Consider the following 12810-nt stretch of genomic DNA (forward strand, 5'->3'; position numbering starts at 1 on the left):
TTAGCTGAAAAATCACTATCTTAGTATCATAAAAGATTAGTGTCATATGCCTTCAGACAGCACAAACCTCATAAAGCAACTCATGGAAAAGTGTGATCACCTTTACCGGGAGAACAGCCGCCTGAGAGAAATAGCATCTGAAAAGCTGGAGCCGTTGTCTGTAAAGGATGCTTATGATAAGCAACTGTCCCAAAAAGATGCCATCATAGCCAAAAAAGACCTAAGGATAAGTAACCTGGAGAAACAGGTATGCGAACTCCAGCGTCAACTATACGGAAAAAAATCCGAACGTTTTATAAAACCTGATGCCCTGGACCGCTGGCTTGACTTTGAAGGCTTTGATATGCTACCGGGAGAAGAAGAGGCGGCACAGGAAGCCGAGACAGAAATAAAAGCGGTAAAAGCGGCTATAACGGCCCGCCGGGTGGCAAATAAGAAACAGCCTGTGCGCAAGCCCCTGCCTGCAGAGTTTCCCCGTGAAGAAATCCACATCTATCCTCAAGGCTATAATGAAGGGGAATGGACGCTGCTTCCCGGAGAAGAAGTGACTGAGCTCCTGATGCATGAACCCGGAAAGTTCTATGTTAAGCGGATCATCCGCCATACGGCAAAACGCAAAGATACAAAAGAGATAAAAACCGGTGTGATGCCGGTTCTGCCGATAGCCAAAAGTTACGCTTCCTCCTGCTTGCTGGCAGACCTGACAGTCGGTAAGTATGTAGACCATCTGCCATTAAACAGGCAGATAGAGATGTTCAAGCGAGTAGGGGTATACCTTCCGCCCCCGACCGTTAACGGATGGATCAGGGAAGTGGCCGATTTATTGCGGCCTTTACACTTCCGCCTGCAGGAACTGGTCATGGAAGCGGATTACTTACAATCGGACGAGACCACCATACCGGTTATACGGGATGGGAAGCACAAGGCGGTCAAGGGATATATCTGGCTTGTGCGCAGCGTTATGGACGGACGCCAGTTCTTCTATTATGATTATGGTTCCGACAGCCAGGAGCCGGCAGGTTTCATCCGGCAGGAGCGGGTAAATGCCTATAATACCATTCCCGGATTCATCCCTGTTACGCAGGTGCCGTTCGATAACCCCGTCCGTTAAGGGCAGGAGTACCCTGTTTTTGCAATTCCTGCATTTTATTTCCGGCTTTTTGCATAATACCTGATCCCATTCATTTTTGCAGGCAGGCACATAAAGCCCCTTATCCAGTTTCTTGTTGTAATAGCGTTTGGCATAAACATCCGTCCGGCCACGGAACAGCGACATGAATAATTCGATTTTTTGCCTGGGTGGACTATGTTTGTTGACAGGTGAACCTGTGGACGGGTTTTCCGGTGGGGAGGCAGGTTCCGGTGGGGTCAAGGCATGAAGCAGTTTATCTTTCTCGGCAGTCAGCGCTGCTATTTGCCCTTCCAGTTCGGCAATCCGTTTTAAAAGTCCGGCATGATCCATAAACCTGCGTCTATTCAGTTAACTTTCACATGATTTTTATATTCTCCCTGCAAACATATCGTTTTATATAATACTGTACAAGCTTTCTCCGGCTAAATATCACTGCCTGTTTGGATAAGGCTTTCATTCCGGGACATATGCTGCGCTCTTACAGGACAATATTAAAGTAAAGTAAGGATAGTATCCTGCCCGGAACAGAAGTTGCCCTGTTCAACTGCAGGTATTTAATTTATTGCTTGCAAATTGCTTTGTCTTGCTGGTGTGATACCTTTATTTTACCACTTTATTGCTTACATGTTGTCTGTTATTTTAGGATAGTTGCTTGCAAATTATCAAACCCTTATAATAATCGTCTATTTAGAGACAAGGATATCGTCTATAAAGAAATATCAGGATTTCGATATCCTTTCCACATATCCTATCTATTGCCTAATATCTTTTTCATATTAATTTAAACTTCCGTAAAACTTTTTACTGCGCATGCTTTTTTATGGATGTAGTTTTGTAAAGTTTTTGTTAAGGCCCTGAAGTTAACGAAGTGATTTTGTGAACTTCTTTTTTTGTTTAGATTGGGTTTGAATCTAAGAATAAAGCAAATAAGGCTGTAATCGAATCATTACAGCCTTATTTCTTTTACAAATTTTCCTCAAGTATTCTTCCGGTTTCCAATTTATATTGGCGGCGGTTATACCTCGCATGTTGCCAGGCACACTTTCGGAACCCTTTTGACCATCTCACAGGGAGTTCCGATAGAAACGGTCAGCCGGATGATGGGGCATACCAATATCAAGACAACCCAGATTTACGCTAAAATAACGAAAGAGAAAATCAGTCAGGATATGGAAATCCTTTCGCACAAACTGGAAAGTTTGGAAAAGCAGATTACGGAACGGATATGACTTTGAAACAGGGCAGACCTAAAGGTCTGCTTTGTTTTTCACTGTTTTCAAACAACTCACTGCAAAGGAAGTAATACTTTTGATACCAAACAGACACTACAAATAATTTTAAAATTATTGTATTTCAGCGTTTTAAAAATATTATTTGCAAATCGCTCTGAAAAAAAACACAAAAAAATTTGGTGAATAAAAAACTTGTTGTACTTTTGTGGAGTATTTGCTCTACAACTAAATGAAGGATAATAAAGAACATATATTAAAAAAGGCTTTCCTGCTCTTTATGCGAAAAAGCTATAAAGCCGTAACATTGAAAGATATAATACATGCGACAGGTCTTTCCAATGGCACGTTCTATTACTATTTTGAAAATAAGGAGCAACTTTTTAAAGAAGTGGTGGAACAGTATATGTTTAAACTGACACGCCAAACATTTGAAAACTCCCCCAAAGATTCCTTGTATAATTTTATCCGGCATGCGTTGAACAATTTCCAAAATATCTTCAATACATTACACAGAAACACGGAATCTGATTTGAATATGAATTTTTTCTCTTTCCTGTTTGAAGCATTAAGATATTTTCCCGAACTACAAGAAGAATTGCTAAAAATACAGGCGCAGGAAACGAATGCGTGGGTCAAAATTATAGGAATTGCAAAGAAAAACGGTGAGATAAGACAGGATATACCCGACGATGCTGCCGCTAAACTGTTTATCTATGCATCAGACGGTAATCGAATGGATTATGTTCTGGATAAGGATATTGAGGCGCTGAAATCCAGAATGGAAATTTTATGGAATGAACTTTATAATATATTAAGAGTATAATTTTTTTTGACAACAATAGAGTAAACACTCTATTGACTAATACAAACATTCAAATAAAATATATAAATAATTATGAATCAAAATGTATCAACTAAAAAACAGACAATGAGCATTTTCCCGAAGCTCAAAGATTGGCAGTTATTCGGAGTTTTACTTGTTATTCCGGTAATTCTTCAAACGGTAATCATCGCAATGGTTTTAACAAACAGCGATTTGGTACGGTTATCTTTCGGTTTTATGATTAATCCGGTAAGGATTGCCGATATGCTTTCAGCTATTCCTTCCGGATTGGTTATGGTAATTTCAGTCCTGACGATTGTATTTATCTCACTGATTTTCTGCTGGCTTTATTCGCTTGGAGTGAATCTTCACAGAAAACTCCCGGAAACGGCTGTACTGAAGTTGCCGGTATTCAAGGTATTTCTTTTTATATCAGCCGCTCATGAGATATTTGCTTCGATATGGATGTACTTTTTGTTTCTCGAAATTTCGTCAGGAGAAGCATTGGATATGAAAATGTTATCTATTACCACGCCATTGCACTTGATTTCAATGTGCTGTGCTTTTTATTGCTTTTATTTCATAGCAAAAGCATTGAAAAGCATCGAATTACAAAAACCTGCAACGTTTGCCGACTGCAAAGCGACATTTTTTCTGGTCTGGCTTTTTCCTGTAGGAATCTGGCTTATCCAGCCTAAAATAAATAAATTGTTTCAATGATAAAATATAATTGGCATGTGCATTAAAATAATAAAAATTATGATAACGTTTCTCATTTTTCTATTGATGAAGTTGTTATTCTTTCCATTCTGATGGAATCCAATCACTTATTTATTAACCATTTATTGATAAAAAGAATGAATAAATATTTTTTCTCACTAATAATTTTGGCGACCGTATTTACTCCTGTAAGCGCTCAGACGAAACTGACCTTTTATAAAGGAATCAAAGCGAATATCGCCTTATCGGATTACCATCCGATAAATACCGAAAGTAATCCGGGCATTGGTGCAACGCTTGGAAGCTACGATAAACTGGAAATCGGGGAACACTTTGCATTGCAAGGCGAATTTCTGTTCCGCTATGCGACTTCCAATATTCGTGATAATTCATCCGGTGGGATGAACAGATTCACCTACCGTGGAATTGAAGCGCACCTTTACGCAGTTAGTCAATTCAATAGCGGTTCAGGGAAAACTTTTGTAGGTATAGGCCCTTACACGGGGTATGGGCTTGATGCAAAAAAGTATCTGAATCGCTGGAATGTTGGCGCAGGGATTATTTTCGGCTATGAATTTGCCAATGGTATTTGCATTGACGCTGCATATCAAAGGGGATTTCCCGGCTTGCTGAGTACAGGTAACAATAAAGTAGCTATAAAGGCACAGGCTTTCAGTCTGGGATTGGGGTATAAGTTTCGTATTTTTAATTTCAAGCTGGATAAGAATAAAATAAGGAAAGCATTTTCTGATTAACTCTTGAAGAATTGCAAATTGCTCATTCGGCATAAAACAGAACTTCGGTCTGATTATTAATATTCTCTTTAATTTTTATGCTTATTGGTTGCAAAAATCTTATATCACTGTCTTTGTCCTTGTTATGCACAGGTAGCAGAACCAGGATAAATAATATAATAAAATTGCTCCTGTCTGTAACGGACAGCAAGGGATTATAAGCATTAACAAATATGATTTCCAAACAATTACATTGAATCCGCTTTACCAATTCCTGTATATATCAAATAAAACAGGATTGAAATACACAGACTATCCAATAATCTCTACTGTCCTGTTGCCTGTCAGTTGCTCCTGTTGCTTCCATCAGCTATAGGCAGCAACCCACCCAAGCTAAAAGCAACACCGGACAGCAACTACAACCGTAAAAACGGCCAAAAACAAGCGTTAGCAACTATCTATATGATATACAGCATGTTATACAGGATTTGTTTTTGTTATTTTTGTATTTAACAAAAATGAATCCGGTGTGCAGGTCGTATTTTGCCGGCTGTTGCTGCCTGATTTGTATTGTTTATCGACCGGTACCCTCTTATCTTTTTTGCAGCAGGTAATACCCTTCCAATACTGAAAAGCTATATTTACCTCCTGTACAGGGAGCAATATACCGGTATTGGGAATTGCTATCCCGGTTGCTTTTATTACTTTTGTAGCCTAATCCTGTAACAAAGGGAATAAACAATGAATATAACCATAACAAACCTACAAGCCATGACCCTTATAAACACATAGGTTCACAGCTCCTGAAATTTGCGATCTCGTATAAAGCCAGCGGCCGCAAGATAAAATCATTCCTGCTCGACCACCTGATGAGTAACGAACAAAGGGCAAAACAGGTGGAAGAGGGCCTGATCCGCGCAGGATACCGTAATATAGATGCTTTCCTGGAGAGCCTGATATTCGAGAAGCCATTGTATGCGGTAGTCATCATAGACCAGTCCTCACCCGAACTCGAAAACGTACTGGGACAGTTGACCCTCAACACCGACATAATAGAATTCCAGACTTTCAGGCACAATGATGATTATATACATAAATTCACACCGTTTAATGCCGAGATCAGGGAAGTGACAGAAGCCACCGGCAACCTTAAACCGGAAGAGTTAAATACGATAGTGGTAGCTGCCAGGGAAGAGGGCTTCGAAAGGGAATTCTTAGGTAATAACCGCTGGTATGCCATCCGTGTCAGCGCCTCCATGATAGACCGGCTAAAGTATATAGCTGCTTACCAGGTCTCTCCCGTATCGGCTATAACATACTATGCCGAAATAATATCCATAGACAAATACCAGGATACGAACAAATACATCGTTCACGTAAAAGAGCCTGTAAAAATTAAGCCTATACCGCTGGATAAGGATAAGAAAGGGCTGGCCCCGCAAGCTCCCAGGTATACGGCAATTGATAAATTACTAAAAGCAAGGAAGCTGTCAGAAGTATTTTAAACTATTCCAAGACTAAGCTCCTGTCGTTTACCGGATGATTGCAGCAGGGTATTATTACATCCTGCTGCAACCCAATAAAATATCCGTTATGCCTGTTATACATGTTATAATTCATCTACAAGCCTTGTAAGCCTGTCAATGAGTTTCCTTGCATCATCCTTCGTGACGGATATAACCAAAGATCCGTCTTTTGTCAAATTATCAGGTATAATATCCCCGGCCAGGAATAAGAGCTCCTTTTGTGCCGGAACCCCGCCAATTTTAGGCGTTACTACCTGTACACTGAAACTTATACCTTCGTTGTTGTCAATCATGTAAGGCTTTTGAGCCGCTGTTTTTAAAAATTTCCGTTCCATTTTTTTCAATTTTAAGTGTTGCTTATTTACATAAATTATTTAAGCCCCTGTTTTTCAAAATCTACCGTAAAGTGGGGAATTCCCCATTTTATGGTATTTTCCTTATTTTCACTGTTTTTCATAAAAGGGCGGATATTCCCTTTTATGGGATTGTATTCACTACCGGCAAGACAGCCCTGCTTTTTCAGGATATAGTATATACGATTCCGCATTGGGTTCCTATTTTAAAATATCCTTAGCCTCCTTGTAACTCCAGCCTTTCTTACTCCTTCCTGTTCCGTAAGCTTTCGCTAAATACGGTATATTCAGGAGATACGGGAATTGCAGGGTATTGCACTTCCTGTCTTTAGCCGGGATGTAATGCAGGCCTTCATCAAGGTTGACAGAAAGCGATTTGTCCAGCTTATGACGCCTCGATCCTTCCCTGCACTTCGGGCAAAGCGTCTTTACCTTGCCGGATGTCCTGCCAAAAGGTATCTCTATTCCTGTATCGCTCCATGTTCCCATAGCTGTCACATAAACCTCGGTTTGGACGGGTCATCCGGCATTAAGCCGTAACGGGTTACCTCATCGTTCCATGCCTCCTGGCTGATATAGGTCTCGAAGTTCTTCCGGTACTGCTTATCAGGCGTAGACTCCACATAAAGCGGGATATGCTCCAGTGCCGTTTCCCTGCAATGATTTTTCAGGTTCGACCATCTCCTTTCGCTCGTTTTGCGGTTGCCTTTCATGCCGTACATCCGCCAGGCTTGTTCAAATGGAAATTTTTCCTCAGTCACACAAGATATAGATTTATCTATATCTATATTCTTGTTATCATTCTTGTTAATGGATGGGCTATTCGTCAATCTTTCGTGGGTCGCCCGTCCTTTCTTCATCGGTATGCCCGTGGTTCCTTCGTAATTGTCGGGGTTCTGGTAATAATCATAATTACAGATCGTTATCAGGATGCCCCGTGGGTACTTTCGTGTGGCGATCCGTCCGGCTGTTCGCAGGGCGTTCATGGTATGCTTCACCTGAGATTCGCTGTAACGCCCTGTACGGGCCCCAACCGTCCATGAAAGGGCCTCCCGGATCTCCCGGTAACTGCGGAACAGTTGACCCCGTTTTACCAGGTACCCGCCATACTCCGTATCCGAACTGTTGGCTTCCCTGAGCAGGTATGCCCAGGTCTCGCGCACACAGGGGGGAGACTTCGATATGGCGCTCTCACTGATGGCACGCGGCTGCAAGATATAACCGCCTTTTATTGTCATTGTTCTTATTGTTATGATTAGATTTTAGTATATCTGTTTATTCCCCGGATGCCTGCAACTGCCTGATAACGCTATGCAATAATTCATTCTCAGTCCTCAGCACCCTTATTACCTCATCCTTCGATTCCAGTTGTCCGGCGACAAGCGATTTTACATCGATGTTGAAGTTGTTTACCGTCATATTGATACTGCAATTATCACCCGCCTGGATCACATCCGCCTGTATGATCATCTCCGTATCTTTACCGCCTTTTGTCAATGTTCCGCCCATAGCCTTTTATTTGTTATATACCAGGTAAGTGTAATAATCCGGCTTGTCATTCCCGCTGTTATAACAGGACAGGATTTTAATACAGGCTTCCTTTACCCCGCAGAGGGACAATATCCTTTCTTCCGGCAGTTCAGGCCGGCTGATAATAGCTGTATCCGGCATTCTGAAAAAGTCATGCACCGCTTCCCCTTTCGATACCTCATCGCCTGTAACGTATATCACTTTTGTTTCCATCTTTTATAGTTTAAGATACAATCTAAGAGGCCCTCATCCTGTTATCCCGTTTTCTTCCATGACCCTGGCTACTTCACGGCTGACGGCTTCCTTCAGGAACACACGTTTCTTACTGGGCAGGATAAGCGTATCCCCCGGACGGTTGAACTTCTTGCCCTCGCGGATATGCTGCTGGAGCGTGGAACGCGCGATACACAGGCACAGCAGGCATTCCCCGTAAGACATATAGTTGTCTTTGAGGTAGTTGTAATCGTTCTCTGTTAACGGCATAATCTTTATATTTATAAGGTTATTATTTGGATACATAAACTCCTGTCGTTACATTTGCGGTGTGTGAAGCCGTTAAGGTTTATGACGGTTGTTTATACCCGTTTATTTGCTTTTATTATGCAAATATATTCCAATAGTGGATTGTATTTGGATTAAAAGCATTATATTTGTGTCATGATTAGATTAATTTAACTTTTATATAAATGAAGGATTTTAAATTTCGGTTAAATGAGGCGATGGAAATGCGGCGCATATCCCGGTACAGGCTGGCTAAGGATTGCCATTTGTCCGCTACAACCATCACAAACTGGCTGACAGGGAAGACCCTCCCGGACAAAACAAAGATCCGGGCGGTAAGCGAATATATGGACATTGATTCAAACTGGCTGCTGACAGGTGAGGGGAATATGATTTCCGTAGCTTCCGGTACGGATGCAGGCGAAGATAAATGCATCTGTGGGAAACGGGAGACCCGTCCCCGTATCCCGCTGAATGCTGCGGCGGGGGCTTTGACCTGTGCGATGGAGGGCGTCAGGATGTGTGATTGCGAACAAATCCCGGTAGTCAGCATATTCCCGGAATATGACTTTACGATGTTCATCAAAGGGGACAGCATGTACCCCCATTATGAAAGCGGTGATGAAATAGCTTGCAGGAAGATAAAAGGCTCGCAGTTTATACAGTGGGGCAAAGTGCATGTACTGGATACCACACAGGGGCTTATCATCAAAAGGATATACGATGCAGGCGACAGCATCAGGTGTAACTCGTTTAACCCGGATTATCCGGACTTCGGGATACCGAAAAGTGAAATTTACTCCATTTGTTTGGTAGTGGGGCTATTGAGGCTGTAAGAACGAAAATGGATGATGTCCGGGAAAGCAAAAGAATGGTTGTTGCTAATATCGGAAAACAAATGTATCTTTACATAATCAATCTCATCAGGCGAATGTTATTTTCCGCATTTTTGTTACCCAGTTGTTACTCGCCATTTTCAAAAAGTAGGCTTATGTATTTATTATCAATTGATTACAAATACCATTTACCTTTGTTACCTTTTAGAGTCCTTTGCAGAGACAATCCTTTGTTACAGGTCTGTTAGAAACAGTCAGACAAAAGACTTAGCTATAATAAGGATAGAAAAATACTGTAAAAAGTGTCAGGTTTGTCAAGTTTTATACAAAAGCTGCAAACAAACGGATTATTAATTTTTCATTCTTAATTCTTAATTATTTTCCATGTTACTTTTTCAGAAAAATCATTTGCAGGCGAAGCTAAAACAAGAAGAATAATGAGAGTATTGATACAACGTGTTGCAAAAGCATCCGTAACAATAGAAAACAGCATAAAATCGCAGATAGGAAAAGGGCTTCTTATCTTACTCGGGATAGAAGACAACGACAACAAAGAAGATATAGAATGGCTCTGTAATAAAATAACAAACCTTCGTATCTTTGATGACAAAGACGGCGTAATGAATCTCTCTGCCCTGGACACGGACGCCGATATGCTGGTGGTCTCGCAATTCACACTGCATGCATCGACCAGGAAAGGAAATCGCCCGTCTTATATCCGTGCATCGAAGCCCGATACAGCCATCCCGCTCTACGAAGCATTTTGCAATACTTTGAGCCAAAAGCTGAGTAAAAATATAGGCACTGGCGAATTCGGGGCAAATATGCAGGTAGAACTGATAAATGACGGTCCTGTAACGATATGGATAGACTCTAAAGTAAAAGAATGAAAAGAGGAAAATGGTGCAGGCAAGTCCATAATTCATAACTCGTTGACTCATAACCTGTAACTGCCCAAAGGGCAAACTAACTCGTAACTAAAAATGACAATAGAAGAAGCTCAACTGGCAGTTGATAACTGGATAAAAACAATCGGAGTCCGCTATTTCAGCGAACTGACGAATATGACCATCCTCACCGAAGAGGTAGGTGAACTGGCGCGTATTATGGCGCGCACATATGGCGATCAGTCATTCAAGAAATCCGACCTCGGTAAAGATCTGGGGGACGAGATGGCTGATGTGCTCTGGGTACTGATATGTTTAGCCAACCAGACAGGAATAAACCTGGCAGAGGCTTTTCAAAAAAATCTGGAAAAGAAAACGAACAGGGATAGGGACAGACATAAAAACAATGAAAAATTGAAATAAGATCATGGAGCTACCTATTACTTCAGTAAGAAATTATTTACATTGATATATCTGATTTTGTAAATTCTGAAATCTTGAAATATGAAATTTTTAAATATAATAATATGGCAGAAATAAATAAATATACCGATACACTGAAAAAGTATAAAACAGACCTCAAAGATGCTGATATAGCTGAAAAAGTAGAGGAAATAATCAGTAAGAAATTCGCCCAGAATGACAATAGAGAGGTGTACAAAAGGCTGTATTCGTGCATAGACCTTACCTCGCTGAACGCGACCGATACCCGTGAAGACATCTGGAAGTTTACCGAAAAGGTCAACGGGCAGGATGGAGCTTCCGACCTGGCAAATGTAGCTGCTATCTGCGTTTATCCCAACTTCATAGAGACTGTGAAGGAAGCCCTTACCGCCGACGTGAAAATTGCTTCTGTTGCCGGAGGATTCCCTTCGTCACAAACATTTACAGAAGTGAAAATAGCGGAAACGGCACTCGCGGTAGCCAGTGGCGCGGACGAAATCGACATAGTCCTCAATCTGGGCTTTTTCATGGATGAAAACTATGAGGAACTAAGCGAGGAAATAGACGAAATAAAACATGCCTGCCGTGAAGCAAAATTAAAGGTCATACTGGAAACAGGGGCGCTGAAATCTGCCAGAAACATAATGAAAGCCTCCCTTCTGGCCCTCTATTCGGGAGCTGACTTTATCAAGACATCTACAGGTAAAGGTTACGAAGGCGCTAGTCTGGAAGCCGCATATGTAATGTGTACAGCCATCAGGGAATATACGGCGAAAACAGGCCGTAAAGTAGGTTTTAAAGCATCGGGAGGCATCTCTACCACCGCAGATGCCGTTAAGTATTACACGATTGTAAAAGAGGTCCTGGGCGAAGAATATTTAAACAATGAGTATTTCCGTATAGGGGCAAGCCGCCTGGCTGATAATTTGCTCGATAGCATAAAGGAATAAGAAGCATACGTATTTAAAAAAAACTTATCTTTGCTCAAAAATAAACAGAATAATTATGGCAACAGCATATCACAACTTATCATCTTATAATCCCGAAACAGTTCCTAACGGTGAAGATATGAAAATAGGGATTGTAGTTTCGGAATGGAACGAAACTGTAACCACTCCCCTACTCCAGGGCGCTTTCAATACACTGATAAAGCATGGAGTAAAAAAAGAAAATATCCTGATTGATTTTGTTCCGGGTAGTTTCGAACTGATATTCGGCTCGAAGCATATGGTAGAAAATAAAGGAATAGATGCAGTAATCGCATTGGGCTGTGTAGTCAGAGGAGATACTCCGCATTTCGACTATGTTTGCAGCGGTGTAACGCAAGGTATCGCCGATATGAATATCCGTTACGATATACCGTTCATATTCGGGCTGTTGACCACTGACAATATGCAGCAGGCTGAAGAACGTGCCGGTGGTCGTCATGGTAACAAAGGGGATGAATGCGCAATCACAGCACTAAAAATGATAGATTTTTACCGCAGAAATTTGGAGGAATAAATAAATATATTACCTTTGCATTCGCTAAAGATAAAAGGGCAGTTACCAAAGTGGCCAACTGGGGCTGACTGTAACTCAGCTGACTTACGTCTTCGGAGGTTCGAATCCTTCACTGCCCACATACTTTGCGGAAGTAGCTCAGTTGATAGAGCATTAGCCTTCCAAGCTGAGGGTCGCGGGTTTGAGCCCCGTCTTCCGCTCTGATAACAGGACACTTGTAGAAATACGGGTGTCTTTTTTTATGCCCTAAAATGAGGTATTTTGATAGCTAATGTTAGCAGAGATGTTAGCAAGAACGTTAGCAACAATCAGTGTTATGAACATTACAGTTAGCGTTGTATGTTACAAGTACAGACCTCAAAAAGATGGCAGACATCCCCTTATGTTACGAGTTAGCAAGGATGGTAAACGAAGTTATCAAAGTCTTGGTATATCAGTTAATCTTGAAGACTGGGACTTTAAGAAGAATGAGCCAAAACTATCTTGTCCCGACAGGGAGTATATTCAGAAGATAATCATTGATGGAAAATCCAGTGAGCGTTGCCCCCTCGTGCCAGTCTAAATTGACCCCATGTACCAAAATATGTTT

Annotated in this window: 17 protein-coding genes, 2 tRNA genes and 3 pseudogenes; 14 read left to right on the top strand and 8 right to left on the bottom strand. The window is 41.4% G+C overall.

Translation table 11 applies throughout. The annotated features are described in order from the left end of the window. Positions 1–46: 46 nt before the first annotated feature. Positions 47–1006: pseudogene (locus tag ACYQ3L_RS02770) on the top strand (IS66 family transposase); the annotation flags it as partial. Between the two features lie 54 nt (positions 1007–1060). Here ACYQ3L_RS02770 and ACYQ3L_RS02775 read toward each other — a convergent pair. Next, positions 1061–1462 (bottom strand): annotated as a pseudogene (locus ACYQ3L_RS02775) (TOTE conflict system archaeo-eukaryotic primase domain-containing protein); the annotation flags it as partial. A gap of 689 nt (positions 1463–2151) precedes the next feature. On the opposite strand from ACYQ3L_RS02775, the pseudogene ACYQ3L_RS02780 reads away from it, so the two are divergent. The 5 genes and pseudogenes from ACYQ3L_RS02780 to ACYQ3L_RS02800 form a co-directional block, all read left to right on the top strand. Continuing rightward, positions 2152–2361, top strand: a pseudogene (locus ACYQ3L_RS02780) (tyrosine-type recombinase/integrase); the annotation flags it as partial. 232 nt (positions 2362–2593) lie between these two features. Further along, positions 2594–3187 carry a TetR/AcrR family transcriptional regulator gene (locus ACYQ3L_RS02785; RefSeq protein WP_379994405.1) on the top strand — a complete coding sequence of 198 codons (594 nt, stop codon included), beginning with the start codon at positions 2594–2596 and terminating at the stop codon, positions 3185–3187. A 72-nt stretch (positions 3188–3259) separates the two neighbouring features. Next, complete coding sequence (locus tag ACYQ3L_RS02790; RefSeq protein WP_379994404.1) at positions 3260–3907, top strand: hypothetical protein; 648 nt, start codon at positions 3260–3262, stop codon at positions 3905–3907. Between the two features lie 137 nt (positions 3908–4044). Further along, positions 4045–4662 (top strand): outer membrane beta-barrel protein, encoded by a 618-nt coding sequence (locus tag ACYQ3L_RS02795; RefSeq protein ID WP_379994403.1) that lies wholly within the window; start codon positions 4045–4047, stop codon positions 4660–4662. Between the two features lie 848 nt (positions 4663–5510). Further along, complete coding sequence (locus ACYQ3L_RS02800; protein ID WP_380002163.1) at positions 5511–6146, top strand: hypothetical protein; 636 nt, start codon at positions 5511–5513, stop codon at positions 6144–6146. A gap of 104 nt (positions 6147–6250) precedes the next feature. Here ACYQ3L_RS02800 and ACYQ3L_RS02805 read toward each other — a convergent pair whose 3' ends face one another. From ACYQ3L_RS02805 to ACYQ3L_RS02835, 7 genes are read right to left on the bottom strand one after another with little or no spacing between them, the layout of a single operon-like run. Beyond that, entirely contained in the window at positions 6251–6502 is a 252-nt protein-coding gene (locus ACYQ3L_RS02805; protein WP_380002161.1) for a hypothetical protein, read from the bottom strand. Positions 6503–6537: 35 nt separating this feature from the next. Beyond that, positions 6538–6714, bottom strand: coding sequence for a hypothetical protein (locus ACYQ3L_RS02810; RefSeq protein ID WP_380002159.1), 177 nt, complete (start codon positions 6712–6714; stop codon positions 6538–6540). 7 nt (positions 6715–6721) lie between these two features. Beyond that, positions 6722–7018, bottom strand: a complete 297-nt coding sequence (locus ACYQ3L_RS02815) for a hypothetical protein (protein WP_380002165.1) — start codon at positions 7016–7018, stop codon at positions 6722–6724. Then, complete coding sequence (locus ACYQ3L_RS02820) at positions 7015–7758, bottom strand: hypothetical protein (RefSeq protein ID WP_459952317.1); 744 nt, start codon at positions 7756–7758, stop codon at positions 7015–7017. The genes ACYQ3L_RS02815 and ACYQ3L_RS02820 overlap by 4 nt, the downstream gene beginning before the upstream one ends. Before the next feature lie 37 nt (positions 7759–7795). After that, positions 7796–8029: a hypothetical protein gene (locus ACYQ3L_RS02825; RefSeq protein WP_459952318.1), complete on the bottom strand. Its 234-nt coding sequence runs from the start codon at positions 8027–8029 to the stop codon at positions 7796–7798. A gap of 6 nt (positions 8030–8035) precedes the next feature. Next, on the bottom strand, positions 8036–8263 hold the full coding sequence (locus tag ACYQ3L_RS02830; RefSeq protein WP_459952267.1) for a hypothetical protein: 228 nt from the start codon (positions 8261–8263) through the stop codon (positions 8036–8038). 33 nt (positions 8264–8296) lie between these two features. Continuing rightward, positions 8297–8533, bottom strand: a complete 237-nt coding sequence (locus ACYQ3L_RS02835) for a hypothetical protein (protein ID WP_459952266.1) — start codon at positions 8531–8533, stop codon at positions 8297–8299. A gap of 203 nt (positions 8534–8736) precedes the next feature. Here ACYQ3L_RS02835 and ACYQ3L_RS02840 point away from each other — a divergent pair, with 203 nt between their 5' ends. The 8 genes from ACYQ3L_RS02840 to ACYQ3L_RS02875 all read left to right on the top strand — a co-directional run bounded on the left by ACYQ3L_RS02840 (position 8737) and on the right by ACYQ3L_RS02875 (position 12783). Beyond that, positions 8737–9387 (top strand): XRE family transcriptional regulator, encoded by a 651-nt coding sequence (locus ACYQ3L_RS02840; RefSeq protein WP_459952319.1) that lies wholly within the window; start codon positions 8737–8739, stop codon positions 9385–9387. Between the two features lie 437 nt (positions 9388–9824). Further along, the gene (gene dtd / locus ACYQ3L_RS02845) at positions 9825–10277 is read left to right on the top strand and encodes a D-aminoacyl-tRNA deacylase (RefSeq protein WP_379998971.1); all 453 of its coding nucleotides are present in this window, start codon (positions 9825–9827) and stop codon (positions 10275–10277) included. Between the two features lie 93 nt (positions 10278–10370). Further along, positions 10371–10697: a nucleotide pyrophosphohydrolase gene (locus ACYQ3L_RS02850; RefSeq protein ID WP_379998969.1), complete on the top strand. Its 327-nt coding sequence runs from the start codon at positions 10371–10373 to the stop codon at positions 10695–10697. A gap of 104 nt (positions 10698–10801) precedes the next feature. Then, the gene (gene deoC, locus ACYQ3L_RS02855; protein ID WP_379998967.1) at positions 10802–11668 is read left to right on the top strand and encodes a deoxyribose-phosphate aldolase; all 867 of its coding nucleotides are present in this window, start codon (positions 10802–10804) and stop codon (positions 11666–11668) included. Between the two features lie 55 nt (positions 11669–11723). After that, positions 11724–12221 (top strand): 6,7-dimethyl-8-ribityllumazine synthase, encoded by a 498-nt coding sequence (gene ribH / locus ACYQ3L_RS02860; protein ID WP_006800707.1) that lies wholly within the window; start codon positions 11724–11726, stop codon positions 12219–12221. 36 nt (positions 12222–12257) lie between these two features. Continuing rightward, a tRNA-Tyr gene (locus ACYQ3L_RS02865) sits at positions 12258–12340 on the top strand. Positions 12341–12348: 8 nt separating this feature from the next. Further along, a tRNA-Gly gene (locus tag ACYQ3L_RS02870) sits at positions 12349–12421 on the top strand. A gap of 116 nt (positions 12422–12537) precedes the next feature. Continuing rightward, a complete protein-coding gene (locus tag ACYQ3L_RS02875; protein ID WP_459952320.1) occupies positions 12538–12783 on the top strand; it encodes an Arm DNA-binding domain-containing protein in 246 nt (81 codons plus the stop codon). Positions 12784–12810 lie beyond the last annotated feature (27 nt).

This window comes from Dysgonomonas termitidis (assembly GCF_054657735.1).

Bases quoted from the DNA above. Each gene is read 5' to 3' on its own strand.
- ACYQ3L_RS02840 (WP_459952319.1), top strand. From the start codon at position 8,737: ATGAAGGATTTTAAATTTCGGTTAAATGAGGCGATGGAAATGCGGCGC.
- ACYQ3L_RS02825 (WP_459952318.1), bottom strand. From the start codon at position 8,029: ATGGGCGGAACATTGACAAAAGGCGGTAAAGATACGGAGATGATCATA.
- ACYQ3L_RS02830 (WP_459952267.1), bottom strand. From the start codon at position 8,263: ATGGAAACAAAAGTGATATACGTTACAGGCGATGAGGTATCGAAAGGG.
- ACYQ3L_RS02800 (WP_380002163.1), top strand. From the start codon at position 5,511: ATGAGTAACGAACAAAGGGCAAAACAGGTGGAAGAGGGCCTGATCCGC.
- deoC (WP_379998967.1), top strand. From the start codon at position 10,802: ATGGCAGAAATAAATAAATATACCGATACACTGAAAAAGTATAAAACA.
- ACYQ3L_RS02785 (WP_379994405.1), top strand. From the start codon at position 2,594: ATGAAGGATAATAAAGAACATATATTAAAAAAGGCTTTCCTGCTCTTT.
- dtd (WP_379998971.1), top strand. From the start codon at position 9,825: ATGAGAGTATTGATACAACGTGTTGCAAAAGCATCCGTAACAATAGAA.
- ribH (WP_006800707.1), top strand. From the start codon at position 11,724: ATGGCAACAGCATATCACAACTTATCATCTTATAATCCCGAAACAGTT.
- ACYQ3L_RS02835 (WP_459952266.1), bottom strand. From the start codon at position 8,533: ATGCCGTTAACAGAGAACGATTACAACTACCTCAAAGACAACTATATG.
- ACYQ3L_RS02875 (WP_459952320.1), top strand. From the start codon at position 12,538: ATGAACATTACAGTTAGCGTTGTATGTTACAAGTACAGACCTCAAAAA.
- ACYQ3L_RS02810 (WP_380002159.1), bottom strand. From the start codon at position 6,714: ATGCGGAATCGTATATACTATATCCTGAAAAAGCAGGGCTGTCTTGCC.
- ACYQ3L_RS02820 (WP_459952317.1), bottom strand. From the start codon at position 7,758: ATGACAATAAAAGGCGGTTATATCTTGCAGCCGCGTGCCATCAGTGAG.
- ACYQ3L_RS02790 (WP_379994404.1), top strand. From the start codon at position 3,260: ATGAATCAAAATGTATCAACTAAAAAACAGACAATGAGCATTTTCCCG.
- ACYQ3L_RS02805 (WP_380002161.1), bottom strand. From the start codon at position 6,502: ATGGAACGGAAATTTTTAAAAACAGCGGCTCAAAAGCCTTACATGATT.
- ACYQ3L_RS02795 (WP_379994403.1), top strand. From the start codon at position 4,045: ATGAATAAATATTTTTTCTCACTAATAATTTTGGCGACCGTATTTACT.
- ACYQ3L_RS02850 (WP_379998969.1), top strand. From the start codon at position 10,371: ATGACAATAGAAGAAGCTCAACTGGCAGTTGATAACTGGATAAAAACA.